Genomic DNA, 26,529 nt, shown 5'->3' with positions numbered 1-26,529 from the left:
CTTTTTTATTAATAAGTTGAATAAAAACTATATAGCATGCTTCTATATGCGCATTGGCATTACAACATATTTAAAATTAGGATTATCTGGTACTGTAATCAAAACAGAAGCATTACTATCGGGAGTGATAGACCAAATTAAATTATCACTTTTCAAGTTAGATATAACATCCAATAGATAGTTTACATTAAAACCAACATCAAAAACATTTCCTTTATACTCTATCTCTAACTCTTCCTGAGCTTCCTCATGATCTGTATTTGATGAAGAAATCTTAAGGTTATCAACATCAAAGTGAAATCTAACACCTTTAAACTTATCATTAGTTAGAATAGCCACCCTTTGTAGACTTCCTTGAAAAATCTCTCTGCTAATAGAAAAACTTATAGGATAATTGATAGGTATAACTTTCCTAAAGTCCGGAAACTTGCCTTCAACTAATTTAGATATGAATTCGATATCACGGAAACAGAACTTTATCTGTGTGTCCGAAACATCTATACATATAACATCATCAGAATCTTGCAACAAACGTTGCATCTCAAGTATGGTTTTTCTTGGAACAATAACTTCCTTACAAACTCTAAATTCATTTGCAATAGTAGAATTATAGGCTAGCCTATGACCATCTGTAGATACTGCAACTATACAATTATCCTTAAAAACCAGAAGCATACCATTTAGATAATAACGGATATCTTGCTGCGCCATAGAAAAATAAACCATGTTAAACAAGTTCTTAAGATCTCTTTGAGATAAACTTATAGATATCTCCCAAGTATTAGGACATGACATAACAGGAAATTCATCAGAATTAATAGTCTGCAAATTAAACCTGCTTTTTGATGATTCAATATAAAGCTTATTATCATGTAAATCAACATTAACACTACTCATATCAGGTAGGGCTTTTAATATATCAAGAAACTTACGGGCAGAAACAGTTGTAGAAGCCTCGCTTTCACCAAAACCACAATTTGCATAGGTAGTCATTTGAACTTCAATATCTGTTGTAATAAATGCAACCTTATTACCTTTATCTTTACAAATCATTATATTCGACAATATTGGCATAGTATTACGTCTTTCCACTATTCCTACTATATTGGAAAGTGTTTTTAATAATGATTCACGAACAACATGTAAAAATCTCATCATTATCCCTTTAAAGTTTGTTCAAGCACATGAAGATTATGATTTAACTCAGACTGTTTTATGCGTGCATCAGAGATTTTTCTAACAGCATGCAATACAGTAGTGTGATCACGACCACCAAATAAATCACCTATCTCTGGCAAACTCTTCTGAGTAAGTTCTTTAGATAGATACATAGCAATTTGGCGTGGTAGAGCTATATTAGCAGGTCTTCTTTTAGAGTACATGTCGGCTACTTTAATCTTATAGTAATCGGCAACAGTCTTTTGTATATTCTCTACAGTAATTTGTCCATTAGAAACAGATAACAAATCTTTTAATGCTTCTTTGCAAACATCAACAGTCAAAACATTCCTGCCATGAAAACGGATGTAGGCTAAAACCTTACGTAATGCGCCTTCCAATTCTCTTACATTGCTTCTTAAATGTTTTGCTATAAAAAAAGCGACCTCTTCTGGCATTGGTAAATTTTCTGACTCTGCTTTTCTTAATAAAATAGCTACTCTCATTTCTAATTCAGGGGGCTCTATGGCCACAGTTAAACCAGAGTCAAATCTAGATATTAATCTACTATCAATACCAGATAATTCCTTAGGATATGTATCACTAGTGATTATTATTTGCTTATGTTGAGCAACCATAGCTTCAAAAGCATAAAAAAATTCTTCCTGTGTTCTGTTTTTACCAGAAAAAAACTGTATATCATCTATAAGCAATAAATCTAAAGAATGATAATATTTTTTAAACTCATCAAAAGCCTTTCTCTGATAGGCTTTAACAACGTCTGAAACATATTGATCTGCATGAACGTACCTAACCCTAACATCACTCCTGGCAAACAACATTGAGTTACCAACAGCATGTATCAAGTGTGTTTTTCCTAATCCTACTCCTCCATATAAGAAAAGAGGATTATATGAAACCCCAGGATTCTCAGAAACTTGAACTGCAGCAGCCCTAGCTAGCTGATTTGCCTTGCCTGTAACAAAGCCATCAAAAGTCAGAACAGTATTTAGTCTAGAGCGCTCATAGGCTATATTAGCAACCTCATGAGAGGTTGCTAATTCAATCTTTGGGGCTATCGTACTACTATTGCTGCCTGACTTTTTTTCATAAGGATCATTATCAACATCTGAAGAGGACGTATCATTTTTCCTTTGAATAGATCTTTCACCATTAGCTGGTAACTCAAATACAACATTTACTGATTTCTTAAACCAATCTGAGGCTAGCACTTCAATTTGACTAGCGAATTTCTTTTTTACTAGATCAAGTTTAAATCTATTAGGAGCCATTATACGTAAAATGCTTTTAGATTCATCAAAAGCAACAGGAATAAGTGGCTTAATCCAGGCACTAATTTGCTGAGGAGGAAGTTCCTTTTCTAGACTAGAGATAAAAGATAACCAAAAATCTTCCATGATATTATTATGCAAGCCAAGATAAATTCGTATTATAAAATATAAAAAAACAAAGCAATCAGATTATACGTTATGTATACATATCATATAAACGACTTGATGAAATTAATTTCTTAGCCTAACATATACACTTCCTGTTATGTAAGTTTGCTATGAATTATGAGATGTACCTGTAAGCGATACATTATATATCAACAAAATGTATTTTTTACGACAAAATTACAAACACGGATAACATTAGCAGTTATTATTTTTGATATGATACACTATACTCCTATTTTTGTTCTTTTAGTAGACTTCAAATGAAACGAACCTATCAACCTTCTGTAACACGTCGTAAGCGAACACATGGATTTCGCATAAGGATGAAAACACGTTCTGGGCGTGCTATTCTTAATGCTCGTAGAGCTAAAGGTAGAAAACGACTAGCTGTATAAGTAAACTTAACATAATTACTAAAATTGTTGAGAGTTGCAAATACAAGGGCTAGGTTTCCAACCGAAGCTCGTTTACACAGTCCTAGTGAATTTCAAGCTGTCCTTAAAGGGAAAATATTATCTCGAGGTATTCTTTTCTCTGTTAAGGCAGCTGATCCTTTCATAAAAAAAAACCAATCTAACAGTAGATTAGGATTAATATTTTCAAAAAAATTTGCCCATAAAGCAATAGTCAGAAATCTAATTAAAAGAATAATTCGCGAATCATTTCGAAAAAACAGATGTCTTATGCCTATCAACGATTATGTAGTTCGTCTACACTCAAAAGTCACGTTAGTATCATTAATAAAGATAAAAAAAATGGCAGCTATTGAAATCAATAATCATTTTTATAAAATCTCGAAATGCAAAATGTACTAATTATGCTTATCAAGCTTTATAAATATTCGATAAGTCCATTAATTAGAAATCAATGTAGATTTAATCCATCTTGTTCTACATATGCTATAGACGCTATAAATAAACATGGGAATATTAAAGGAGTATATCTAACTATTCTACGCATCTTAAGATGCAATCCTTTCTTTAAAGGTGGTAATGACAAAATACCTTAAAAATATTTAACTAGTTATAACAATTCCTTTTATTAAAAGATATCACTAAACATGGATATAAAACGAACTCTACTTTGGATTATTTTTTCCTGCTCTATCTTAGTTCTTTGGAACAATTGGCAAAATGAAAACTTAATCAAAACAAACCAAGAAATTTTACTGCCTGAATCAAATAATAATAATTTACAGAAACATGTTCCTTTACTAAAAGACAGTAAAAAAGAAACCGTCAAATCTTATATTGATCTGGCAAAAAAACTAATGGATGATACTGTTACAGTCGAGAATGATGTTTTAAAAATAACTTTTAGTAAAACAGGAGCTCAGATAGTAAAAGCAGAATTGCTAAAGTACACTAATCAAAATGATAATAAACATACTATATTATTAGATATAAATGACAATTTCTTGTATACAATACAATCAGGTTTATTAGGAAAAGAAAATATACCAAATCACAATAATAAATTTAATCTATTATCAAATAAAAAAATATCAGATCAAAATATAGAAATAAGTTTTTCTTGTGAATCAGGTGATGTTATTCTCATAAAAACTTTCATTTTGAGCATGAATAGCTATGCAATAAAAGTAAATCATAAAGTTATCAACAAAAATGACAAATCAATAAATCCTCACCTGTATTTACAAATACTAAGGGATAGTAGCGAGCCGACAGATAGTTCAAGTTTTTATAAAACATTTAATGGAGTAGCTTTATACTCGGAAAAAGAAAAATTTCAAAAAGTATCATTCAAGGATATTTCTAATAATAAAGCTAAATATGCAAAAAAATCTGAGAATGGATGGATCGCCATGATACAGCACTATTTTGCTACCGCTTGTATACCATCTAGTAATTCTAATAGAAATAACGAGATTGTTGAGGTGGATAATGAAAATAAAATATTCGCTGCAAGAACTATAGAATCCTTAGGACAAATAGAACCTGATAGCTACCATGAAAATTTATCATTTTTATGGATTGGGCCGCAAGATCAAAAACAAATGTCAGAAATATCTAAAGGATTAGATTTGGTTGTAGACTACGGAGTGTTTACAATAATAGCTAAACCATTATTCAATTTAATGAATTGGATTTTCTCATTAACAAAGAATTGGGGATGGACAATAGTACTGTTGACAGTATTCGTAAAAATGATTTTCTTTCCTTTGGCATCAAAAAGTTATAGATCAATGGCGAGATTAAAAAAAATATCTCCTCGCATACAGTCGATAAAAGAACAGTGTGGGGACGATACAAAAAGATTTAATTCATCAATAATAGAATTATATCGCAAGGAAAAAATTAATCCTTTGGGAGGATGTCTGCCAATGATTATACAAATACCTGTTTTTATATCTTTATATTGGGTTCTTTTATCCAGTGTTGAAATGAGAGGAGCTCCTTGGATATTTTGGATTAAAGATTTATCTGCAACAGATCCATTCATGATTCTGCCAATATTAATGATGATTACAATGGTTGTTCAAATAAAACTAAATCCATCACCACCTGATCCGGTGCAAGCAAAAGTAATGATGATAATGCCTTTAGTATTTGGTGGCATGATGTTCTTTTTTCCATCTGGTTTAGTTTTGTACTGGTGTATAAATAATATACTATCAATAGCTCAACAATGGTTTATAACAAGAGAAACAAGCAGACAATAAAGTAAACTTCATAAACCAAAGTTAAACATAATAAAAAAGTTCTAGCTTTGGTTTATGACAATATCAATAAAGTCAAAATCACATGTTAAAAAACGTACCAATCGTAGCCATAGCTACTGCACATGGATCAGGCGGCATAGGAATAATAAGAATCTCTGGAAAAGAATTATTGCCGCTAATGCTGAGTCTTTTTAAAAAGGAAATTAAAGAAAGAACAGTAAATTACCTTACTTTGATTGATAATGATCAGGAAATTATCGATAATGTAATAGTAATTTTTTTTAAAGCACCTAGATCATTTACCGGTGAAGATGTGATCGAAATTCAATGTCACGGTGGAATGGTTACTCAGCATCAAATTCTAGACATATGCATATTAAAAGGTAAAGATATTGGTGTTAGATTAGCAAATCCAGGAGAGTTCACTAAAAGATCATTCTTAAATGGAAAAATTGATTTAATCCAAGCAGAAGCTATATCTGATTTAATTAATTCTTCTTCAATAGCCGCGGCAAGAAGTTCTATAAAAACCATGTCTGGATCGCTATCATTAGTAATAAATGATATATCTAATGAAATAATAAATCTTAGAGTTTTGTTAGAAGCAAATTTAGACTTTCCTGAAGAAGATATTACTGATCTTCAAAAAAAAGATATATATGTTTCATTGGTATCAATAAAATCAAAGCTAAGTAAATTAAAATCAAAAATAAAAAACAATTTAATACTAAAAAACGGTATAAACATAGTTTTAACAGGGCGGCCAAATTCCGGAAAATCAAGCTTATTGAATGCATTATCCGAAGAAGAAATAGCAATAGTAACCCCATTAGCCGGAACAACAAGGGACAAAGTTTCTAATGCTATTTATATAAAAGGGGTCATGGTAAATATTATAGATACTGCTGGGATAAGACATAGTAATAATTTGATAGAAAAAAAAGGAATAGAAAAGTCATGGGAGGCAATAGAAAATGCAGACATAGTGTTGCATGTTATAGATTCAAACACAGGAGATGATAATACAGAGTATTACATAAATAAAAAAATATCAAAAAAAACAAATGTTATAAAAATATATAATAAATCAGATCTTTTATATAAAAAAAATCACGATTATTATGATGGCATTTTGGTATCATCAAAGAGCGGCGCTGGTCTGGATTTTCTAAAAAAAGAAATATTAAAAAAAATAGAATACAAAACATCAGATGAGGATGCTTTCTCTACCAGGGAAAGGCATTTTCATGCCGTACAAGAAGCATTAGAACATATAGAAATAGCAATATCTTATACACAAGAAAATTTATTTCTAGATATTTTAGCTGAAGAATTGCGATTGTCACACTGTAATTTGTGCGAGATAACAGGACAATTTACATCAGAAGATATGCTAGAGAAAATATTTTCTAGCTTTTGTATAGGAAAATAATTATTGTTAATAACTTTATGAAGAAATATGAATAACTAGAGTAAAAAAATAAAACTGTTTTTTATCCAGAAACTATTATGTAATAAAACATGCTTATTACATTAGTTATTATTATAATTAACTCATTGAATATTAAAAACAATATAAGGTTATTCACAGAAAAACACATTAATAATTATAATAATTATTAAAATAAACAATTAAATAAAAAGATATTAATGGATAATAACTTTAATTTTGATGTAATAATAGTAGGTGGAGGACATGCTGGAACAGAGGCTGCTCTATCTTCTGCAAGATCTGGTTCTGATACTTTGCTTGTAACTGGTAATCTTGACACACTGGGACAAATGTCTTGTAATCCATCAATAGGTGGTATTGGCAAAGGTCATTTAGTGAAAGAAATAGATGCTCTTGGGGGGTCTATGGCTTTATCTGCTGATTGTGCGGGCATTCATTTTAAGACGTTAAATTTATCAAAAGGTCCTGCTGTTAGATCAACAAGAGCTCAAATAGACAGATCATTATATCGTCAAATTGTTAGACAAAAACTAGAGAATCAAGAGAATCTTTACATTATTCAACAAACAGTTAATAGTATTTTAGTAAAAAACAATAGTGTTTTTGGTATTAAGACTAGTCTTGGGATTGACATAAAAGCAAAATCAGTTGTGTTGACAACAGGTACTTTTCTTAATGGAATTATACATATGGGGAATAGTAGTTTTTCTGGCGGTAGATCTGGTGATCAATCAGTAGTTTCTTTGTCTGAAAATCTAAAAGATCTTGGCTTTCCCTACGGACGTCTAAAAACTGGAACTCCTCCTCGCATAGATGGCAGAACTATTGATTTTAATATGCTTCAGATTCAAGAAGGAGATTTACCGGCACCTGTTTTCTCTTTCATTGGGGATAGAAACATGCATCCCAAACAGATACCTTGTTGGATTACCAGGACTAATCCATTGTCTCACGAAATAGTTAGAAATTCATTCCCTAGGTCGCCTTTATACAATGGATCAATAGAGTCTAAGGGACCAAGATACTGTCCATCTATAGAAGATAAGATCACTAGGTTTTCTGATAAGGACTCTCACCAGGTTTTCTTAGAACCAGAAGGTTTATATACTAATGAATTTTATCCAAATGGCATATCTACAAGCTTGCCTTTTGATGCTCAGATTGATTTAGTTCGCTCTCTGCCTGGTTTATATAACGCACATATATTAAGGTATGGTTACGCAATTGAGTATGATTATTTTGATCCTAAGTCTCTAAAAGCCACATTGGAGACGAAAAATATAAATGGTTTATATATGGCTGGTCAAATTAATGGAACTACTGGTTATGAGGAAGCAGCCGCCCAGGGTTTATTAGCAGGTTTAAATGCCTCAAGAAAATGTAAGGGTTTAGATCAATGGCTTCCCCTTAGGAGTGATTCATATATCGGAGTAATGGTAGACGATTTAATAACAAGAGGCACTACCGAACCATATAGGATGTTTACATCACGAGCAGAGTATCGTTTAACTCTAAGAGAGGACAATGCTGATTTAAGGCTTACTGAATTAGGTAGGGGCATGGGTATTGTCGATGATAATCGCTGGGATTTATTTAATAGAAGACGCGATCTTTTAAATAAAGAGATACAAAGATTAAAAAATACTTCATTGAATTTTAGGTCTCTAGGAAAATATTATAGTTATGATAAATTAGGAAAAAATCTTGATAATGATTTATCTGTTTTTGATATTCTAAAAAGACCAAACATTAAATATAAAGAACTAATGTCTATAAAAGATTCAGGTTGTTATTTGATAGGCCCAGGTGTTTCTCATGATGATATTTTATCAGACCAAATCGATATTCATATAAAATATTCAGGATATATTTCTAAGCAGGCAGATGAGATAAAAAGAATATCTGAGAATGAGTCATATTCTATACCTGATAATATAGATTATCTTTCCATGATTAATCTATCCATTGAGGTTCGACAAAAACTGAATGATTATAGACCAGAAACAATAGGACAGGCTAGCAGAATTCCTGGTGTTACTCCAGCGGCTATATCAGTACTTTTTGTTTATGTTAAAAAATTGAAGAGTTCAAATGCATCTATATAGAAATTACTTACCAGATGATTTTTTATCTGATTATTGCTCTACTCTTAAAATTAAAATATCTAATGAGCAAAAAATATTGTTGAGTAACTACTTATCTATGATGCAAAAATGGAACAAATATTGCAATATAACATCTGTTAAAAATTATAAGGATATGCTTGTATATCACGTAGTAGATAGTCTATCTGTTTTACCTTTCTTGGACTCGTTTTCGAAAAAAAATCTAAGGGTATGTGATGTTGGTTCTGGAGCTGGTCTTCCAGGTATAGTTTTAGCCATAATGCGATCAAATTGCAGTATTTCCTGTATAGATTCTATTTTTAAGAAAACATCTTTCCTTAAGTATGTTTCAAGTAGTCTTTTATTATCAAACGTCATTGTTTATCACTCGAGGATAGAAAATCTTAAATCTTTAGAATGTGATGTTGTAATATCAAGGGCTTTTTCTTCATTGTCTAAATTTGTAGAGCTCTCAGGCCATCATGTTAAAAACGATGGTATTTTATGTTCCATGAAAAGCTTAATTCCAAATAAAGAAATTGATGATTTTTCTTGTATTAATGATTGGGGTATTAGCAATATATATAATCTTAATGTTCCTGGCATCAATTCTCAACGTTGCCTAGTAGTAATTAAGAGAGCTAGTAATTAAGTGTTTTAGTTTTTTTGATTTTAATTTTATTAATTATAAATATATAATCACTGTTGTTTTGTTGTATAACTGTCTAACTGTTTACTATTATTTAGTATTAATTATGATTTTTGTCACTATAGTTTGACTTTTTGAAAGAATTTCTTCACAATTTTAGATACTGTATAGGAGGGGTGCCCGAGTGGTTAAAGGGGGCAGACTGTAAATCTGTTGGCTTTGCGCCTACGTTGGTTCGAATCCAACCTCCTCCACCATGTTTATGTCGATATGGTTACCTATGAATCTTTAAATATCTATTTCTAGATTATTGTTGGTGAATGCGCGTATCTGTGCGGGTGTAGCTCAATGGTAGAGCAGAAGCCTTCCAAGCTTACGATGAGGGTTCGATTCCCTTCACCCGCTCCATAATGCCCATGTGGCTCAGTGGTAGAGCACTCCCTTGGTAAGGGAGAGGTCACGCGTTCGATCCGCGTCATGGGCACCAATGTAATTTTTGGTATTTTGCTTTATTTTATTTTGGGGTTGTATATGGCGAAAGGCAAGTTTGAACGTAGCAAGCCGCATGTAAATGTAGGTACTATTGGTCACGTTGATCATGGTAAAACAACTTTAACAGCTGCCATTACTACGGTATTAGCTACTAAATTTGGTGGGGAAGCGAGAGCTTATGCTCAGATTGATGCCGCTCCAGAAGAGAAAGCCAGAGGTATTACTATAAATACCGCTCACGTTGAATATGAAACATCAGCGCGTCACTATGCTCATGTTGACTGTCCTGGTCATGCTGATTATGTTAAAAACATGATAACTGGTGCTGCACAAATGGACGGTGCCATATTGGTTGTTTCTGCTGCTGATGGGCCAATGCCACAAACTAGAGAACATATATTGTTATCTCGTCAGGTTGGTGTGCCTTACATTGTTGTTTTCCTGAACAAGGCAGACATGGTAGATGATGAGGAGCTTTTAGAACTTGTTGAGATGGAAGTTAGAGAGTTGCTATCAAAATATGATTTTCCTGGTGATGACACTCCTATAATAAAAGGTTCTGCCAAATTAGCTTTAGAGGGCGATAAAGGTGAGCTTGGTGAGAAAGCGATTTTAGCTCTAGCTGATGCTTTAGATAATTATATACCGACCCCAGAAAGAGCAGTAGATGGTGCATTTTTATTACCAGTTGAGGATGTATTCTCAATCTCTGGTCGTGGAACCGTTGTTACCGGTCGTGTAGAGCGCGGTGTAGTAAAGGTAGGAGAAGAGATAGAGATTATAGGTATTAAGCCTACAGTAAAAACCATCTGCACTGGTGTTGAAATGTTTCGCAAAATGCTTGATCAAGGTCAGGCTGGTGATAATGTTGGAATTCTTCTTAGAGGAACTAAAAGGGAAGATGTTGAAAGAGGTCAGGTTCTAGCTAAACCAGGATCTATTACTCCTCATACAGAGTTTACTGCTGAAGTTTATGTTTTATCTAAGGAAGAAGGCGGTAGACACACTCCATTTTTTAAAGGATATCGTCCACAGTTTTATTTCAGAACCACTGATGTAACTGGTACTATTGAGTTGCCAGAAGATAAAGAGATGGTTCTGCCTGGCGATAATGTTGCTATGACAGTAAGGTTATTGTCACCTATAGCAATGGAAGAAGGATTGCGTTTCGCTATTCGTGAGGGTGGTAGAACTGTTGGTGCTGGTGTAGTATCTAAAATCATTGCTTGAAAATATAAATAACAAAGGTTTATTGAGTAGTAAGGAATGGATCTTTGGTTCTATAAACTATTTTATCTATTTGGATATAGGGGTATAGCTCAATTGGCAGAGCGTCGGTCTCCAAAACCGAAGGCTGTGGGTTCAATTCCTACTGCCCCTGCCATTATATAATGTCTTTTTAAAATTTTAAAATGTCTATCTCTAGCTTTGATAATTGTTTTAGTCGTTTTGATAAAGTTAAGTTTTTCTTAGCTTTTTTGGTTTTTTTTCTGGGACTAGTACCAATTTTTTGGTTATCAGAAAAAACTATGCTTTTTAGATTAGTTTGTTTTTCTGTTTTTTCTTGTTTATCTTTTATTTTATTTATTTTTAATGAGATAAGTAAAAGTTTTTTTTCGTTCTGCAGGGACTCTTTTTTTGAGTTAAAGAGAGTTAGTTGGCCGGATCGTAAATCAGCTATAAGAATGACTGGAACTGTTTGTGTTTTTGCGATCCTGATAAGTATCTTTATTTGTTTGATTGATAAAATTATAGATTTTTTTATTTATGGTATTTTGCTGGGTTGGAGATAAGATCACTTAATGGGTAATAAACACTGGTATGTTGTTCATGTTTCTTCTGGTATGGAGAAAAATGTTTCAAAAACGATATATGATAGAATAGACCAATCTGGTCTGGGTTCATTTTTTGGTAGAATTCTGATTCCTTCAGAAGAGGTTATTGATATAAAAAATGGACAAAAATCTATCACTGAACGTCGTATTTTTCCTGGATATGTTCTTATAGAGATGGAATTAACTGATGAAACATGGCATTTAATAAAAAGCACTAATAGAGTAACTGGTTTTCTTGGTGGGTCTGGTAATAAGCCTACTCCTCTTCGTCGAGGAGAGGTAGAAAAAATACTGTCTCAAATTGAAGAAGGATTTGATAAGCCGCGACCTAAGATCTTGTTCGAGGTTGGTGAAATTGTGAGGGTAAAGGATGGTCCTTTCGCGGATTTCAATGGCAATGTTGAAGAGATTAATTATGAGAAAAATAAAATTAGAGTTTCTGTTACTATATTTGGCAGGTCAACTCCAATAGAGTTGGATTTTGGACAGGTCGAGAAAATTTAATTATCGATCTTGTTTTTTTGGGGAGCTTTTCAAGCGCTATTACCCTTTAGGAGAACTTTGTGGCAAAAAAAATTATTGGTTTTATTAAACTTCAAGTACCAGCTGGGAAGGCTAATCCTTCACCGCCAATAGGTCCTGCATTAGGTCAGCGCGGTTTAAATATAATGGAATTTTGTAAGTCTTTTAATGCTAAGACTCAGGGTATGGAGCCAGGGCTTCCAATACCAGTTGTTATTACAGCTTTTGCTGACAAGAGTTTTACTTTTTTGTTAAAAACACCTCCTGCTTCTATTCTTATAAAAAAAGCTACTGGCGTACAAAAAGGATCAGCTAAGCCACATATGGATAAAGTCGGCGTTTTAACTAGAGTTCAGGCTGAAGATATAGCCAAGATAAAAGAGCCTGATTTGACTGCTTCAAATATTGATGCAGCTGTACGTACTATTGCTGGTAGTGCACGTAGTATGGGTATTAAGGTTGAGGGAGTTTAATCGTGGCATCTTATAAACGCGCTGCAGTTATTAATGGAAAGTTGAATCGTTCTAAGTATTATCCTGTAGAGGATGCTTTTTCTTTAATAAAAGAAACAGCTAATGCTAAGTTTGACGAGTCTGTAGATATTGCTATAAAGCTTGGTATTGACCCTAAGAAATCTGATCAGTTGGTACGAGGATCTGTTGTTTTGCCAGAAGGTACTGGCAAGATTGTTCGTGTAGCGGTATTTGCTCAGGGAGAAAAAGCTAATTCTGCTATACAGGCTGGAGCTGATTTGGTTGGATTAGATGATCTAGCAGAATCAATTAAGGCTGGTCAAATAAACTTTGATGTTGTTATTGCATCGCCAGATACAATGAGGGTTGTTGGCACCTTGGGTCAAATTTTAGGTCCTAGAGGTCTTATGCCTAATCCCAAGGTTGGTACCGTAACTGCTGATGTAGCTGATGCTGTTAGAAAGGTTAAGGCAGGCCAAGTTCAGTTTCGTACAGACAAATCAGGAATAATACATTCTGCTATAGGTCGAGCCTCTTTTTCTGTTCAGCAGCTATATTCAAATTTAGTGGCTCTTATGAATTCGTTGCAGAAGAGTAGACCAGCTACAGCAAAAGGTATTTATTTACGCAAGTTATCAGTTTCTTCTACTATGGGAATAGGAGTTAAGGTTGATATTTCTTCTGTAAATTATGATTTGTTTAAATAAAGTGCTTTGGGCGCAATGTCTTGTAAATATAAGACATTTCTGTCAAAGATCGTTGGAGCAAAAGAAAATTTGCTTAATATTGTTTTAATTCCAACGTAGACGGCGTTCTGAGAGATTCTTGTTTTTTTGATGAACTCAGCTAGACGCCGATTCCGGGTGACGTATGAGATTGTTTCATTTGTCTTAAACGTTTTTTTATGGAGTATCCGTGAGTCTTAATCGTCAAGAAAAAGAGATAGTTATTGAGGAAATAACCACAAAGATAAGTGACGCACAATCAATCGTTGTTGCTGAATATCGTGGTCTTAATGTTGCTTCTGTTTATTTATTACGTAAATCTGCTCGTGATGCTGGTGTGTACTTAAAAGTTTTGAAAAATTCACTTGCTCGCAGAGTTATTGCGGACTCGAGATTTAAGTTTTTATCAGATAAACTAGTAGGTCCATTAATTTATTGTATTAGCTCTGATCCCGTAGCTGCAGCTAAGGTGTTGGCTAGCTTTGCAAAAAATAATGATAAGTTGGTTATTAAGGCTGGTGCCTTGTCTAGTAGTCTATTAGATTATGATGATATTATGGCATTAGCTATTATACCTTCACGTGAAGAGTTAATAGCTAAATTGATGGCAACAATGCAAGCTCCAGTCACAAAATTTGTACGTACTATTAATGAGGTTCCTACATCTTTTGTCAGAGTACTATCCGCTATTCATGATCAGAAGAATTTATCTTCTTAATATTTTTTCTTATTCAATAGAGAGACAATTTTGTCTAGCTTATAATTTTGGAGTTCGTTAAATGTCTTTAAGTAAAAATGAAATTCTAGAAGCTGTTGCTAACATGACAGTATTAGATCTTTCCGAGCTTATTAAAGCGATGGAAGAAAAATTTGGTGTTTCAGCAGCAGCCGCCGCTGTTGCTATTGCTGCTCCGTCTGGTAATAATAATGCTGCAGTTGAAGAGCAAACAGAATTTAATGTTATCTTGTTAGAAGCTGGAGCTAATAAGGTTAGTGTTATTAAAGCTGTTCGTGAATTAACAGGCTTAGGGCTAAAAGAAGCAAAGGATTTAGTAGATAGCGCTCCTAAGGCCGTTAAGGAAGGTGTTTCTAAGGCTGATGCGGAAATCATTAAGAAAAAACTTGATGATGCTGGCGCAAAATCTGAAATAAAATAATTTTTTGTAACGATACCCGGAGTTGGTATGTAACTATCTCCGGGTTTTTGCATTTCCAGGAAGTTTTTGTATCTAAGAGTTTCCTGGAAACGTGTTAACCTAGAACCGTGGTGGACGGTTTATGCAACTTCGAGTCGGAGTATTCATGCCTTATTCGTATACCGAAAAAAAGCGCATTCGTAAAAGTTTTGCTAAGCGTGAAGATGTACAAAAAATCCCATGCCTTCTTGCTACTCAATTGCAATCTTATCAATCATTTCTGCAGGCTGGTATTGATCCATCCATGCGTTCTGTTGATGGTTTGCAAGCGGCTTTTTTGTCAATTTTTCCTATAATTAGTCATAATGGATCTGCTTGCCTAGAGTTTGTTAGCTATTCTCTAGGTGATCCTATATTCGATGTTAAAGAGTGTCAACAGCGTGGTTTGTCTTATGCTTCGCCATTAAGAGCAAAATTACGCCTGGTTTTGATAGATAAAGATTCGAACAAGTCAAATATAAAGGAAGTTAAGGAACAGGAAGTTTATATGGGAGAGATTCCTCTTATGACATCTTCTGGTTCCTTTATTATTAATGGTACAGAGCGTGTTGTTGTTTCTCAGTTACATAGATCACCAGGAGTATTTTTTGAGCATGACAAAGGTAAAACTCATAGCTCAGGAAAATTGTTATTTTCAGCTAGAATAATACCTTATCGTGGATCGTGGTTAGATTTTGAGTTTGACCCTAAGGATATATTGTTCTTTAGAATCGACCGAAGAAGAAAGATGCCTGTAACAATTTTGTTAAAGGCTATTGGTTTCTTAGATGAATTTATACTCTCTTATTTTTTTGATTTTGATTCATTTGAATTGAAGAGTAATTGTTCTGTTTTAGAATTTATTCCTGATAGGTGGAAGGGTGAAGTAGCTAGCTTTGACATTGTTGATAAAGAAGGGAATATTATAGTAGAAAAGGATAAGAGAATAAGTTCTAGAAGCATAAGACTAATTTCTCAATCTAATATAAATGCTATTACTGTATCAGATGATTTTTTGCTGAGTAGAGTTGTTGCTGAAAATATTATTGATCCCGAGACTGGAGAAGTTTTAGTTCATGCTAATGAAGAAATTTCAGAACAAACCCTGGAGACTTTGAGGGATTCTGGTGTAAAAAATATTAGAACTTTATATACGAATGATTTAGACAGAGGGGCTTATATTTCTCAGACTCTTAGAATAGATGAAACTGTCGATCAAATGTCTGCCAAGATAGCCATATATCGAATGATGAGGCCTGGTGAGCCTCCTACAGAGGAGGCTGTTGAATCATTGTTTGATCGATTATTTTTCAGTGATTCTACCTATGATTTATCTCGTGTGGGAAGAATGAAGATAAATAGTAGGCTTGGTCGTGAATACTTGGATGATAAAACCATACTAACTAGTGAGGATATCCTTGATATTATAAAGTTATTAGTTAATTTGCGTAATGGACATGGAAGTATAGATGATATAGACCATCTTGGAAATCGGAGAGTTAGGTGTGTCGGAGAATTGACTGAAAATCAGTTCAGATCTGGTTTAGTTAGAGTTGAAAGGGCCGTTAAGGAAAGACTAGGTCAGGCAGAGGCTGATAATTTAATGCCTCACGATTTGATAAATTCAAAACCAATTTCTGCAGCTATAAAAGAATTTTTTGGCTCCAGTCAGCTTTCTCAGTTTATGGATCAAACTAATCCTTTATCAGAGGTTACACATAAGCGTCGTGTTTCAGCATTGGGGCCTGGAGGGTTGACTAGAGATAGAGCTGGGTTTGAAGTGCGAGATGTTCATCCAACTCATTACGGTAGAGTTTGCCCAATAGAAACTCCTGAGGGTCCTAATATCGGTCTTATAAATTCTATGTCTTTATATGCCCGTTTAAATGAATATGGTTTTCTGGAAACACCATATAGAAAAGTTCTAAATGGTAAAGTTAGTGATCAAATTGATTATCTTTCAGCTATAGAAGAAAGTAATTATGTTATTGCTCAGGCTAATGCAGAGTTAAATAAAGAAGGTTTTTTTACAGATGAGCTGGTTGCTTGTAGAGAATCTGGTGAGACTTTATTAACTTCTCCAGGTAATGTTCATTATATGGATGTGGCTCCTTCTCAAATAGTATCGGTCGCTGCTTCATTAATTCCTTTCTTGGAGCACGATGATGCGAATCGAGCTCTTATGGGTGCTAATATGCAAAGGCAAGCAGTTCCTTGTTTGCGTCCAGAAAAGCCTATCGTTGGTACTGGTCTTGAACGCATAGTAGCTGTTGACTCTGGAACAACAGTTCAGGCCTTAAGGGGTGGTCTAGTTGATTATGTTGATGCTGAACGTATAGTTATTAGAGTGAATGATTCAGAAAACATAGCAGGAGAGGTTGGTGTTGATATATATAATCTCATTAAATATACCAGATCAAATCAAAATACTAATATAAATCAACGTCCAATTGTAAGACTTGGTGACAATATATCAAAAGGTGATGTTTTGGCTGACAGTGCCTCAACAGATCTAGGGGAGCTTGCTCTAGGACAGAATATGTTAATCGCTTTTATGCCTTGGAATGGTTACAATTTTGAAGATTCAATTCTTATTTCAGAAAAGGTTGTCTCTGATGATAGGTATACGTCTGTTCATATAGAAGAATTAACTGTCGTTTCAAGGGACACTAAGCTAGGTCCAGAAGATATTACTAGAGATATTAGTAATCTTTCCGAAGTACAATTAAATAGATTGGATGATTCTGGTATTATTTGTATAGGTGCTGAAGTTGGTCCTGATGATGTTTTAGTTGGCAAGGTTACCCCAAAGGGAGAGACTCAATTAACACCAGAAGAAAAATTACTAAGAGCAATCTTTGGAGAGAAGGCATCTGATGTGAAGGATACTTCTTTGAGAGTTCCTTCTGGAATGAGTGGTACTGTAATAGACGTTAGAGTTTTTACTAGAGAAGGTGTTGTAAGAGATAATAGAGCTCAATCTATTATTGATGATGATCTTAAAAAGTATCGTCAAGATTTAAATGATCGTTTGCGTATAGTTGAAAAAGATCAGTTTGATAGGATTGAAAAAGTATTGGTCGGTCAGATAGCTAATGGAGGCCCTTTAAAATTATTAAAAGGATCTTTGATTACTAAGGACTATCTTAAATCTATTGATCATTGGTACTGGTTTGATATTCGTCTTGAATCAGAAGATGCTGCTAGTATATTAGAGCAAGCAAAATATTCTCTTGATCAGGAACGAAAACAGTTTGATTCTTTATTTGAAGAGAAGAAGAAGAAATTAACACAAGGTGATGAGTTGCCTCCCGGTGTTTTGAAGATGGTGAAAGTATACTTGGCTGTAAAGCGTAGACTACAACCTGGCGATAAAATGGCTGGCAGACATGGTAACAAAGGTGTTGTTTCTAGAATTATTCCAGTTGAGGATATGCCTTATATGGCTGATGGAACGCCAGTTGATATTGTTCTAAATCCTTTAGGCGTTCCTTCTAGGATGAATGTTGGTCAGGTTTTAGAAGTTCATCTAGGATGGGCTGCTAAGGGTATAGGAGCTCGGATCAGTGATGTCCTTAATTCTGAATTGAAACATCAGTCCTCAAAAATTAGGGAATATTTAAGTAGTATTTATAAATCTAATATTGTCTCTATAGATAGTTTGACTGATAGTGAGATTTTAGAATTGGCTAATAATTTGAAACCAGGTTTGCCTGTTTCTACTCCTGTTTTTGATGGGGTCAATGAAAAAGAAATTCATGATCTGCTAAATATAGCTTACCCAGATAATATTGCTGATAAAATGCAACTAACTAAATCTAGAGCTCAGTCTTGGTTATTTGATGGTAGGACTGGTGAAAAGTTTGAACGACCTGTTACTGTTGGGTATATGTACTATTTGAAATTACATCATTTGGTCGATGATAAGATGCATGCGAGATCCATAGGTCCGTACTCTTTGGTTACTCAACAACCTTTAGGAGGTAAAGCGCAATTCGGTGGTCAGCGTTTTGGCGAAATGGAGGTTTGGGCTTTGGAGGCTTATGGTGCGGCTTATACATTGCAAGAAATGTTGACAGTGAAATCTGATGATATTTCTGGAAGGACTAAGGTTTATGAAAGCATAGTTAAGGGAGATCATTTAATTGATGCTGGAATGCCTGAATCCTTTAATGTTCTTGTTAAAGAAATTCGTTCTTTAGGTTTGGATATAGATTTGGAGCGTAACTAATGAAAGCTCTTATTGATCTTTTTAAACAAGTTTCCCAGGATGAGCAGTTTGATTCTATAAAGGTTAGCCTGGCTTCTCCTGAGAAGATTCGTTCTTGGTCATACGGAGAGGTTCGTAAGCCGGAAACTATAAATTATCGCACTTTTAAACCGGAAAGAGATGGTTTATTTTGCTCAAAAATATTTGGTCCTATAAAGGATTACGAGTGTTTATGTGGAAAATATAAGCGTCTAAAACATAGAGGTGTTATTTGTGAGAAATGTGGGGTTGAAGTAACCGCATCAAAGGTTCGCAGAGAAAGAATGGGGCATATAGAGCTTGCTAGTCCAGTTGCACATATTTGGTTTCTGAAAAGTTTGCCATCTAGATTGGGTATAGTATTAGATATGACACTACGTGATATAGAAAGAGTTCTATACTTTGAGGCTTGGTGTGTTATTGATGCAGGTATGACACCTCTAAAACGTTGTCAGATAATGACTGACGATGATTTTATATCAAAAACAGAAGAATATGGCGATGAATTTAAAGCTTTGATGGGTGCCGAAGCAGTGCGTGAATTATTGCGTACTATGGATATTAGTCGAGAAATTGAAGTTCTTAGGAATGAAATCAAAAATACTAATTCTGAGGCAAAAATAAAGAAGATATCCAAAAGACTAAAAGTCATGGAAGGATTCCATAGATCCGATATAAAAGCAGAATGGATGATTATGGAGGTGTTGCCTGTATTGCCTCCTGATTTAAGACCTTTAGTGCCTTTAGATGGTGGGCGTTTTGCTACTTCTGACCTAAATGATTTGTACCGCCGTGTTATAAATCGCAATAATCGATTGAAAAGATTGATAGAGCTAAAGGCTCCTGAGATTATTCTTAGAAATGAAAAAAGAATGCTTCAAGAGGCGGTTGATTCTTTGCTTGATAATGGTCGTAGAGGTAAAGCAATGACTGGTGTTAATAAGCGCCAGTTAAAGTCCTTAGCCGATATGATTAAAGGTAAAGGTGGTAGGTTTCGTCAAAATCTACTTGGCAAAAGAGTAGATTATTCAGGACGTTCTGTTATCGTTGTTGGGCCTCAGCTCAAGTTGCATCAATGTGGTATACCTAAATTAATGGCTTTAGAGCTATTTAAACCATTTATATTTAATAAGCTTGAAATGATGGGGCTTTCTAATACTATCAAAGCTTCTAAAAAGATGGTTGATAGTCAGGATCCAGTAGTGTGGGATATCTTGGAGGAGGTTATTAGAGAGCATCCGGTTATGTTGAATAGAGCCCCAACATTACACAGACTAGGCATTCAGGCTTTTGAGCCTGTTCTTATTGAAGGAAAAGCGATACAGCTGCATCCTCTAGTATGCGCAGCTTTCAATGCTGACTTTGACGGGGATCAAATGGCAGTACATGTTCCTTTATCTTTAGAGGCGCAACTTGAGGCTCGTACCCTTATGCTATCTTCTAATAATATATTATTTCCTGCTAATGGTGAACCATCGATAGTTCCTTCTCAAGATATAGTCTTGGGTTTATATTATGCTACTCGTGAACGTATAAATGGTTTAGGAGAGCATATGTGTTTTTCTGATGTTTCAGAAGTTCAAAGAGCTTATCATAATAACGAAGTTGAATTGCAAAGTCGTGTTTCAGTGCGAATCACAGAATATGAGAATGATACTGAAGATAATTTTTCTCCTGTTGTGAATCGTTATGAAACTACTGTTGGTCGGGCATTGCTCTCAGAAACATTGCCAAAAGGCTTATCATTTTCTGTATTAAATAAGGCATTAAAAAAGAAAGAGATCTCTCGTTTAATAAATTATTCTTTCAGGCGTTGTGGCTTAAGAGCTACTGTGATCTTTGCCGATAGGCTTATGCAGGCTGGTTTTTCCTTAGCAACTCGAGCTGGTATATCTATTGCTATGGAAGATATGTTAATTCCAGATGCAAAGGCTGAGATTCTTTCAGAGGCAAATCAAGAAGTTAAAGAAATAGATAAGCAATATTCATCAGGATTGGTAACTTCCCAGGAAAGGTACAATAACGTAGTAGATATATGGGGTAAGGCCAGTGATAGAGTAGGTAAGGCCATGATGGAATATATAGCTACTGAGCCAGTATTAGATAGAGATGGTAACAATATTCGTCAGGAATCATTTAACTCTATTTATATGATGGCTGATTCTGGTGCTCGTGGTTCTGCTGCGCAGATACGTCAGTTGGCTGGCATGAGAGGTTTAATGGCAAAGCCTGATGGCTCCATAATTGAAACGCCAATTAGTGCTAATTTTCGAGAGGGGTTAAACGTTTTACAATACTTTATCTCTACTCATGGAGCTCGTAAAGGTTTAGCTGACACTGCTTTAAAAACAGCTAATTCTGGATATCTGACTCGTCGTTTGGTAGATGTTACACAGGACTTGGTGATTACTGAGTATGATTGTGGCACTTCTCATGGTTACAATATGAAGGCTCTAATTGAGGGTGGTGAAGTAATAGAGTCCTTGCGCGATAGAATACTGGGTCGAGTCACTGCATCAGATATTGTTAATCCTGACACAAGAGAGACAATCATTCCTATTGGTACTTTATTAGATGAAAGCTTTGTAGAGAAAATAGATTCTTTAGGTATAGATGAGGTTCGAATAAGGACTCCTTTGACTTGTGAAACAAGACGTGGTTTGTGTGCTTCTTGTTATGGTAGAGATTTGGGGAGGGGTTCTTCTATTGATATAGGTGAAGCAGTCGGTGTTATAGCTGCTCAGTCTATTGGTGAGCCAGGAACTCAGTTAACCATGAGAACTTTCCACATTGGTGGAGCAGCTTCTCGCTCAGCTCTTGCTAGTTTTGTAGAGACAAAATCAAATGGTGTTGTTGGTTTCATGGGCACTATGAGATATGTAACCAATCCTAAAGGTGAGCGTATAGCAATTTCACGCTCGGGAGAACTGGCTGTTTTTGATGAGAATTCTCGAGAACGTGAAAGGCATAAAATACCTTATGGGGCTGTCTTGTTAGTTGGAGATGGTGAGAATGTTAAGGCAGGCATGAGATTATCATCGTGGGATCCTTTAACTAGACCTATAGTGTCTGAGTATTCTGGAGCTGTGAAATTTGAAAATATAGAAGAGGGTGTTACTGTAGCTAAACAAGTTGATGAGTTAACAGGATTATCAACTTTGGTTGTGATTACTCCAAAGACTCGTGGAAATAAGATTATGATGCGTCCACAGATTAAACTTATTAATGAGGGTGGAGATGAGGTAAAAATAGCTGGCACAGACCATGCTGTTAATATAGCTTTCCCAATAGGGGCTCTTATTACTGTTCGTGATGGACAATCGGTATCAATAGGAGAGATATTGGCAAGGATACCACAAGAGTCACAAAAAATAAGAGATATAACTGGTGGTTTGCCTCGTGTAGCGGAGTTATTTGAAGCTAGATCTCCAAAAGATTCTGGTATGCTTGCCGAGGTAACTGGAACTGTTTCTTTTGGAAAAGAAACAAAGGGTAAGCAAAGGCTTATTATAACTGACCTTGATGGGATTTCTCATGAATTCTTAATTTCTAAGGAAAAACAAATATTGGTGCATGATGGACAGGTAGTCAATAAAGGAGAAATTATAGTAGATGGTCCTGCAGATCCGCATGATATACTAAGGCTTCAGGGTGTAGAAAGTCTTGTCTCTTATATAGTTAACGAAGTTCAGGATGTTTATCGGTTACAAGGTGTAAAAATAAATGATAAGCATATAGAAGTTATTGTTCGTCAAATGTTACGTAGGGTTGTGATTTCTAGTCCAGGGGACACGAAATTTATTCCCGGAGAGCAAGTAGAAAGGTCAGAGCTACTAAATGAGAATGATCGTGTTATTTCTCAAGGTGGCAGTCAGGCTACTTATGAAAATATTCTACTAGGGATTACAAAGGCTTCGCTATCTACTGATTCTTTTATATCAGCAGCATCTTTTCAAGAGACTACTCGTGTGTTGACAGAAGCTGCCGTTATGGGCAAACGTGATGACTTAAGAGGTCTTAAAGAGAATGTTATTGTTGGTCGTTTAATTCCTGCTGGTACTGGTTTGTCATGTCATAATGCACGTAGAGCTAAGACACGTTCTGATGAGTTAAATAAATCAACAGCTAGGAGTTCAATTGATCCTTTTGAGGCTGTCAGTTTTTAATAATTTGCATGACTGATTGTTCATTGTATAATTTTCTACTTTGACAATCAGCTATAACGAATGTATTATCCTCAGTTGTATGTTGTTTTGTTATTTTGTTGGTGCTGTTCAAGCACCTTTATTTGCAGGTTTTCTAAATCAAATTATTGCCTCATTTTGGGTTTATTTTTGATTTAGTTTGCCGCTTCATTATTTTTTGTCTGTAGCAACATAAATAAGTGTTAAACAGAAATGTAATATAAAGGGATTTTATAGTATATGCCTACTATCAGCCAGCTTGTGCGTAGACCCCGCGAGGTCAGCGTTATCAAGAATAAAAGTCCAGCTTTGGAAAATTGTCCTCAACGTAGAGGAGTGTGTACACGTGTTTACACAACAACTCCGAAAAAACCTAATTCAGCCATGCGTAAGGTTGCCAAAGTTCGCCTGACCAATGGTTATGAAGTTATTTCATATATTGGTGGCGAGGGACATAATTTGCAAGAACACTCAGTAGTCTTAGTTCGTGGCGGTCGTGTAAAGGACCTTCCTGGCGTTAGATATCATATCGTTCGAGGTTCTCTTGATTTGCAGGGTGTTAAAAATCGCAAACAAGCTCGTTCCAAATATGGAGCAAAGCGCTCTAAGAAATCGTAATACTGCAATGAGAGTTGTAGAAAGTGTGTCTACTTTTTATTAAGTAGTATGTAAGTGGCTGTTTTTTTAAGCAGCTTTGACTTTAATAGTTCAACTGAATTACACAAGGAAATTAGTAAATGTCACGTCGTAGAGAGATTCCTAAGAGAGATATTTTGCCGGATCCAAAATTTAGCAGTGTTGAATTAGCTAAATTTATTAATATTGTTATGTTAAGCGGTAAAAAAGCTGTCGCTGAGCGTATTGTTTACGGAGCGTTGGATCATATTGGTAACAAGACTGGAAAAAATCCTTTGGATATCTTCAGCCTTGCGATAAATAATGTTAAGCCTATAGTAGAAGTGAAAAGTCGTCGTGTTGGTGGTGCAAACTATCAAGTTCCTATTGAGGTAAGACCTGTACGTCGTTTAGCTTTATCTATGCGTTGGGTTCGTGAAGCAGCTAAAAAGCGTGGCGAGAAGTCTATGGATCTACGTTTAGCAGGAGAGTTAATGGATGCATCTGAATCTCGAGGTTCTGCTATGAAAAAAAGAGAAGATACTCATAAAATGGCAGAGGCTAATAAAGCATTTAGTCATTTTCGTTGGTAGTTGGGGGTAATATAATGTCTCGCAAAACTTCGGTAGAGTACTACCGCAACATAGGTATCTCTGCTCATATAGATGCAGGTAAAACTACAACAACAGAGAGAATCCTATTCTATACTGGTGTTAACCATAAGATTGGCGAAGTTCACGATGGTGCTGCTACTATGGATTGGATGGAGCAAGAGCAGGAGCGTGGTATTACTATTACTTCTGCTGCTACTACCGCTTTTTGGAAAGGGATGGCCAATAATTACCCTGAGCATAGAATAAACATCATTGATACTCCAGGGCATGTGGATTTCACCATAGAAGTAGAACGTTCCATGAGGGTATTGGATGGCGCTTGCATGGTTTATTGTGCTGTTGGTGGAGTTCAACCTCAGTCAGAAACTGTTTGGCGTCAGGCAAATAAATATAAGGTGCCTCGTCTTGCGTTTGTTAATAAAATGGATAGAACTGGTGCTAATTTCTTTAAAGTTTATGATCAGCTTAAATTACGTCTAAGAGCAAACCCTGTTCCTATCGTTATACCTATTGGTTCTGAAGATAAGTTTATGGGTGTGGTTGATCTTGTAAAAATGAAATCTATTATATGGGATGAAAAGAACCAAGGTACTAAATTCAGTTATCAAGAAATATCTCCAGACTTAAAAGATCAAGTGGAAAAATGGCGGGAAAATTTATTAGAGGTTGCTGCTGAATTCTCGGAGGATCTCACTAACAAATATTTGGAAACCGGTAATTTAGATGAGTCAGATATTAATTCTGCTATAAGAGCCAGGACTATTGCTTGTGAAATTCAGCCTATGCTTTGTGGATCAGCCTTTAAAAATAAGGGGGTGCAGAGGATGTTGGATGCTGTTATTGATTACTTACCTTCTCCTATAGATATACCTCCTGTTTCTGGCATAGATGATGACGGTAATGAAATTCTTCGCAAGGCTGATGATAAAGAAAAACTATCAGCTTTAGCTTTTAAGTTAATGAGTGATCCATTTGTTGGTCAGTTAACTTTCATAAGGGTTTATTCAGGAGTTTTAAAATCTGGAGATACTATTTTTAATCCAATAAAAGGGAAAAAAGAACGTATTGGTAGATTATTGCAGATGCATGCTAATAATAGAGAAGAAATTAAGGAAGTTTTATCTGGCGATATCGCAGCAGTTGTTGGTCTAAAAGAAGTTACTACAGGTGAGACTCTTTGTGATCTTGATTCTCATATTACGCTAGAAAAAATGGTATTTCCTGAGCCAGTAATATCACAGGCAGTAGAACCGAAGTCTAAGAGTGATCAAGAAAGAATGGGCATGGCTTTGTCTCGTTTGGCACAAGAAGATCCTTCCTTTAGAGTACGTAGCGATGAGGAGTCAGGTCAGACTATAATTTCTGGAATGGGTGAATTGCACCTAGAGATTTTAGTTGACCGAATGAAGAGGGAGTTCGGAGTAGAAGCTAATGTAGGTAGACCACAGGTTGCTTACAGGGAGACTATCAGAAAAACTTGTGAAGAGGCCGAAGGCAAGTTTATTAAACAATCTGGTGGTCGAGGTCAGTATGGTCATGTAGTATTAAAAGTTGAGCCATTATCCCCAGGAGAAGGATATCAGTTTGTTGATGCTATTAAGGGAGGGGTTGTTCCTAGGGAATATATTCCTGCAGTTGATAAGGGTATTCAAGAAACTTTGCCATCTGGCGTATTAGCTGGTTATCCTATAGTTGATGTTAAGGTTACATTATTCTTTGGATCTTACCATGATGTTGACTCTAATGAAAATGCATTTAAAATGGCTGGTTCTATGGCATTTAAGGAGGGTCTAAGGAAAGCTAGTCCTGTGCTTTTAGAGCCGATGATGGCTGTAGAAGTGGAAACTCCTGAAGATTATGCTGGTACTGTTATGGGTGATTTATCTTCACGCAGAGGAATAGTTCAGGGCATGGACGATATTATGGGTGGCGGAAAAATAATAAAGGCTGAGGTGCCGCTGGCAGAAATGTTTGGTTATGCTACAAGTCTTCGTTCTTTAACTCAAGGACGAGCTACTTATACAATGGAGTTCAAGCATTATTCAGAAGCGCCCAAGAATGTGGCAGATGATGTTATTACGGCAAGATCAAAGTAAAATATTAACGCATATTATCCTAGCATTTATGTTAAGGGTAA

The 26,529-nt window shown here is 35.2% G+C and carries 21 protein-coding genes and 4 tRNA genes; 23 read left to right on the top strand and 2 right to left on the bottom strand.

Going from position 1 to position 26,529, the window contains the following annotated elements:
* Positions 1-42 precede the first annotated feature (42 nt).
* Together dnaN and dnaA are read right to left on the bottom strand one after the other, a co-directional pair.
* On the bottom strand, positions 43-1,155 hold the full coding sequence (gene dnaN, locus CKBE_RS00890; RefSeq protein WP_041571755.1) for a DNA polymerase III subunit beta: 1,113 nt from the start codon (positions 1,153-1,155) through the stop codon (positions 43-45).
* A 2-nt stretch (positions 1,156-1,157) separates the two neighbouring features.
* A complete protein-coding gene (gene dnaA / locus CKBE_RS00885) occupies positions 1,158-2,576 on the bottom strand; it encodes a chromosomal replication initiator protein DnaA (protein ID WP_015237726.1) in 1,419 nt (472 codons plus the stop codon).
* Positions 2,577-2,878: 302 nt separating this feature from the next.
* On the opposite strand from dnaA, the gene rpmH reads away from it, so the two are divergent.
* From rpmH to fusA, 23 genes are all read left to right on the top strand, one after another.
* Positions 2,879-3,013, top strand: coding sequence for a 50S ribosomal protein L34 (gene rpmH / locus CKBE_RS03910; RefSeq protein ID WP_015390127.1), 135 nt, complete (start codon positions 2,879-2,881; stop codon positions 3,011-3,013).
* A 24-nt stretch (positions 3,014-3,037) separates the two neighbouring features.
* Positions 3,038-3,433: a ribonuclease P protein component gene (rnpA, locus tag CKBE_RS00880; RefSeq protein WP_015390126.1), complete on the top strand. Its 396-nt coding sequence runs from the start codon at positions 3,038-3,040 to the stop codon at positions 3,431-3,433.
* Between the two features lie 2 nt (positions 3,434-3,435).
* Positions 3,436-3,627 carry a membrane protein insertion efficiency factor YidD gene (gene yidD, locus CKBE_RS00875; RefSeq protein WP_407712408.1) on the top strand — a complete coding sequence of 64 codons (192 nt, stop codon included), beginning with the start codon at positions 3,436-3,438 and terminating at the stop codon, positions 3,625-3,627.
* 51 nt (positions 3,628-3,678) lie between these two features.
* Positions 3,679-5,301 (top strand): membrane protein insertase YidC, encoded by a 1,623-nt coding sequence (gene yidC, locus CKBE_RS00870; RefSeq protein WP_015237725.1) that lies wholly within the window; start codon positions 3,679-3,681, stop codon positions 5,299-5,301.
* A gap of 82 nt (positions 5,302-5,383) precedes the next feature.
* Positions 5,384-6,733 (top strand): tRNA uridine-5-carboxymethylaminomethyl(34) synthesis GTPase MnmE, encoded by a 1,350-nt coding sequence (mnmE, locus tag CKBE_RS00865; protein WP_015237724.1) that lies wholly within the window; start codon positions 5,384-5,386, stop codon positions 6,731-6,733.
* 218 nt (positions 6,734-6,951) lie between these two features.
* Positions 6,952-8,859 carry a tRNA uridine-5-carboxymethylaminomethyl(34) synthesis enzyme MnmG gene (mnmG, locus tag CKBE_RS00860; RefSeq protein ID WP_015237723.1) on the top strand — a complete coding sequence of 636 codons (1,908 nt, stop codon included), beginning with the start codon at positions 6,952-6,954 and terminating at the stop codon, positions 8,857-8,859.
* Positions 8,846-9,511, top strand: coding sequence for a 16S rRNA (guanine(527)-N(7))-methyltransferase RsmG (gene rsmG, locus CKBE_RS00855; RefSeq protein WP_015237722.1), 666 nt, complete (start codon positions 8,846-8,848; stop codon positions 9,509-9,511). Before mnmG ends, rsmG begins: the two co-directional genes overlap by 14 nt.
* Before the next feature lie 167 nt (positions 9,512-9,678).
* A tRNA-Tyr gene (locus CKBE_RS00850) sits at positions 9,679-9,765 on the top strand.
* A 77-nt stretch (positions 9,766-9,842) separates the two neighbouring features.
* A tRNA-Gly gene (locus tag CKBE_RS00845) sits at positions 9,843-9,916 on the top strand.
* Positions 9,917-9,920: 4 nt separating this feature from the next.
* Positions 9,921-9,995: transfer RNA gene (locus CKBE_RS00840), tRNA-Thr, on the top strand.
* A gap of 44 nt (positions 9,996-10,039) precedes the next feature.
* Positions 10,040-11,230: an elongation factor Tu gene (tuf, locus tag CKBE_RS00835; protein WP_015237709.1), complete on the top strand. Its 1,191-nt coding sequence runs from the start codon at positions 10,040-10,042 to the stop codon at positions 11,228-11,230.
* Positions 11,231-11,308: 78 nt separating this feature from the next.
* Positions 11,309-11,384, top strand: a tRNA-Trp gene (locus CKBE_RS00830).
* 28 nt (positions 11,385-11,412) lie between these two features.
* On the top strand, positions 11,413-11,793 hold the full coding sequence (secE, locus tag CKBE_RS00825) for a preprotein translocase subunit SecE (protein ID WP_015237720.1): 381 nt from the start codon (positions 11,413-11,415) through the stop codon (positions 11,791-11,793).
* A 9-nt stretch (positions 11,794-11,802) separates the two neighbouring features.
* Positions 11,803-12,339, top strand: coding sequence for a transcription termination/antitermination protein NusG (nusG, locus tag CKBE_RS00820; RefSeq protein WP_015237719.1), 537 nt, complete (start codon positions 11,803-11,805; stop codon positions 12,337-12,339).
* Positions 12,340-12,398: 59 nt separating this feature from the next.
* A complete protein-coding gene (gene rplK / locus CKBE_RS00815; protein ID WP_015237718.1) occupies positions 12,399-12,830 on the top strand; it encodes a 50S ribosomal protein L11 in 432 nt (143 codons plus the stop codon).
* Positions 12,831-12,832: 2 nt separating this feature from the next.
* Positions 12,833-13,537 carry a 50S ribosomal protein L1 gene (gene rplA, locus CKBE_RS00810; RefSeq protein WP_015237717.1) on the top strand — a complete coding sequence of 235 codons (705 nt, stop codon included), beginning with the start codon at positions 12,833-12,835 and terminating at the stop codon, positions 13,535-13,537.
* 208 nt (positions 13,538-13,745) lie between these two features.
* The gene (gene rplJ, locus CKBE_RS00805) at positions 13,746-14,273 is read left to right on the top strand and encodes a 50S ribosomal protein L10 (RefSeq protein ID WP_015237716.1); all 528 of its coding nucleotides are present in this window, start codon (positions 13,746-13,748) and stop codon (positions 14,271-14,273) included.
* Positions 14,274-14,334: 61 nt separating this feature from the next.
* A complete protein-coding gene (rplL, locus tag CKBE_RS00800; RefSeq protein WP_015237715.1) occupies positions 14,335-14,712 on the top strand; it encodes a 50S ribosomal protein L7/L12 in 378 nt (125 codons plus the stop codon).
* Positions 14,713-14,857: 145 nt separating this feature from the next.
* On the top strand, positions 14,858-18,961 hold the full coding sequence (gene rpoB / locus CKBE_RS00795) for a DNA-directed RNA polymerase subunit beta (RefSeq protein ID WP_041571822.1): 4,104 nt from the start codon (positions 14,858-14,860) through the stop codon (positions 18,959-18,961).
* The gene (gene rpoC / locus CKBE_RS00790) at positions 18,961-23,145 is read left to right on the top strand and encodes a DNA-directed RNA polymerase subunit beta' (protein WP_015237713.1); all 4,185 of its coding nucleotides are present in this window, start codon (positions 18,961-18,963) and stop codon (positions 23,143-23,145) included. The genes rpoB and rpoC overlap by 1 nt, the downstream gene beginning before the upstream one ends.
* Before the next feature lie 258 nt (positions 23,146-23,403).
* Entirely contained in the window at positions 23,404-23,781 is a 378-nt protein-coding gene (gene rpsL / locus CKBE_RS00785) for a 30S ribosomal protein S12 (protein WP_015390123.1), read from the top strand.
* A gap of 119 nt (positions 23,782-23,900) precedes the next feature.
* Positions 23,901-24,371 carry a 30S ribosomal protein S7 gene (gene rpsG / locus CKBE_RS00780; protein WP_015237711.1) on the top strand — a complete coding sequence of 157 codons (471 nt, stop codon included), beginning with the start codon at positions 23,901-23,903 and terminating at the stop codon, positions 24,369-24,371.
* 14 nt (positions 24,372-24,385) lie between these two features.
* A complete protein-coding gene (fusA, locus tag CKBE_RS00775) occupies positions 24,386-26,488 on the top strand; it encodes an elongation factor G (protein ID WP_015237710.1) in 2,103 nt (700 codons plus the stop codon).
* Positions 26,489-26,529: the final 41 nt, after the last annotated feature.

Origin of the sequence: Candidatus Kinetoplastibacterium blastocrithidii (ex Strigomonas culicis), assembly GCF_000319245.1 — a bacterium.
GTDB classification, from domain to species: Bacteria; Pseudomonadota; Gammaproteobacteria; order Burkholderiales; family Burkholderiaceae_B; genus Kinetoplastidibacterium; species Kinetoplastidibacterium blastocrithidiae.
The sequence above is the reverse complement of the archived record's forward strand: the minus strand, read 5'-3'. Positions and strand labels throughout refer to the sequence as shown.

Excerpts from the sequence above, each read along its gene's own strand:
- dnaN (WP_041571755.1), bottom strand. The coding sequence starts at position 1,155 with ATGAGATTTTTACATGTTGTTCGTGAATCATTATTAAAAACACTTTCC.
- dnaA (WP_015237726.1), bottom strand. The coding sequence starts at position 2,576 with ATGGAAGATTTTTGGTTATCTTTTATCTCTAGTCTAGAAAAGGAACTT.
- rpmH (WP_015390127.1), top strand. The coding sequence starts at position 2,879 with ATGAAACGAACCTATCAACCTTCTGTAACACGTCGTAAGCGAACACAT.
- yidD (WP_407712408.1), top strand. The coding sequence starts at position 3,436 with ATGCTTATCAAGCTTTATAAATATTCGATAAGTCCATTAATTAGAAAT.
- yidC (WP_015237725.1), top strand. The coding sequence starts at position 3,679 with ATGGATATAAAACGAACTCTACTTTGGATTATTTTTTCCTGCTCTATC.
- mnmE (WP_015237724.1), top strand. The coding sequence starts at position 5,384 with ATGTTAAAAAACGTACCAATCGTAGCCATAGCTACTGCACATGGATCA.
- mnmG (WP_015237723.1), top strand. The coding sequence starts at position 6,952 with ATGGATAATAACTTTAATTTTGATGTAATAATAGTAGGTGGAGGACAT.
- rsmG (WP_015237722.1), top strand. The coding sequence starts at position 8,846 with ATGCATCTATATAGAAATTACTTACCAGATGATTTTTTATCTGATTAT.
- tuf (WP_015237709.1), top strand. The coding sequence starts at position 10,040 with ATGGCGAAAGGCAAGTTTGAACGTAGCAAGCCGCATGTAAATGTAGGT.
- secE (WP_015237720.1), top strand. The coding sequence starts at position 11,413 with ATGTCTATCTCTAGCTTTGATAATTGTTTTAGTCGTTTTGATAAAGTT.
- nusG (WP_015237719.1), top strand. The coding sequence starts at position 11,803 with ATGGGTAATAAACACTGGTATGTTGTTCATGTTTCTTCTGGTATGGAG.
- rplL (WP_015237715.1), top strand. The coding sequence starts at position 14,335 with ATGTCTTTAAGTAAAAATGAAATTCTAGAAGCTGTTGCTAACATGACA.
- rpoB (WP_041571822.1), top strand. The coding sequence starts at position 14,858 with ATGCCTTATTCGTATACCGAAAAAAAGCGCATTCGTAAAAGTTTTGCT.
- rpoC (WP_015237713.1), top strand. The coding sequence starts at position 18,961 with ATGAAAGCTCTTATTGATCTTTTTAAACAAGTTTCCCAGGATGAGCAG.
- rpsL (WP_015390123.1), top strand. The coding sequence starts at position 23,404 with ATGCCTACTATCAGCCAGCTTGTGCGTAGACCCCGCGAGGTCAGCGTT.
- rpsG (WP_015237711.1), top strand. The coding sequence starts at position 23,901 with ATGTCACGTCGTAGAGAGATTCCTAAGAGAGATATTTTGCCGGATCCA.
- fusA (WP_015237710.1), top strand. The coding sequence starts at position 24,386 with ATGTCTCGCAAAACTTCGGTAGAGTACTACCGCAACATAGGTATCTCT.